Raw genomic sequence first — 785 nt, forward strand, 5'->3', positions numbered from 1 at the left:
GGCACGCTGATCGAGCGCACCCTCAACGAGCTGCCCGACGCCGACTTCGATCATCACATGCGCCGCATCGGCCGCTTCGAGACCCTGCTCACCCGCGAGGGTGCACTGGTGCTGAAGTTCTGGCTGCACATGTCGGCAGCCCGCCAGAAGGCCTACTTCCGGGAGCTCGCCAGGCGCCGGGACGGCCGCTGGCTGACCTCGCCGCTGGACCGGCGGCTCAACCGCCACCACGACCATCTCTGCCAGGCCGCCGAGCGCGCCATCCGGCTGACCGACCACGCGCGCTCGCCGTGGGCCGTGATCGAGGCCGAGGACCGGCGCTACCGCAACCTCGCCGTCGGCCGCCACATCCGCGATGCCCTCGCCGCCCGGCTGGATACGCCGCCGCCGGCGGCACCGGCACCCGCCGCCCCGGAAACGGCCACCGCCGCCGCGGACGAGGACACGGTGCTCGACTACCTCGACCCCGGCCACCACCACCTGGACAAGGCCACCTACAAACAGCGCAAGCGCGAGCTCACCCAGCAGCTCGCCGCCCTCACCTGGCGGGCCCATCACGAGGGGGTCTCCGTGGTGCTGGTCTTCGAGGGCTGGGACGCCGCGGGCAAGGGCGGCACCATCCGGCGGCTGCTCCGCGGCATCGACGTCCGCCTCGCCCGGGTCATCGAGATCGCCGCCCCCACCGACGAGGAACTCGACCACCCCTACCTGTGGCGCTTCTGGCGCCACCTGCCGCGGGACGGGTTCGTCACCCTCTACGACCGCAGCTGGTACGGCCGGGTCCT

The 785-nt window shown here is 72.7% G+C and carries 1 pseudogene; it reads left to right on the plus strand.

The features are described from left to right. A pseudogene (locus G7A99_RS22350) lies at window positions 1–785 on the plus strand (polyphosphate:AMP phosphotransferase); the annotation flags it as partial.

Source organism: Arhodomonas sp. KWT, from assembly GCF_010993615.1.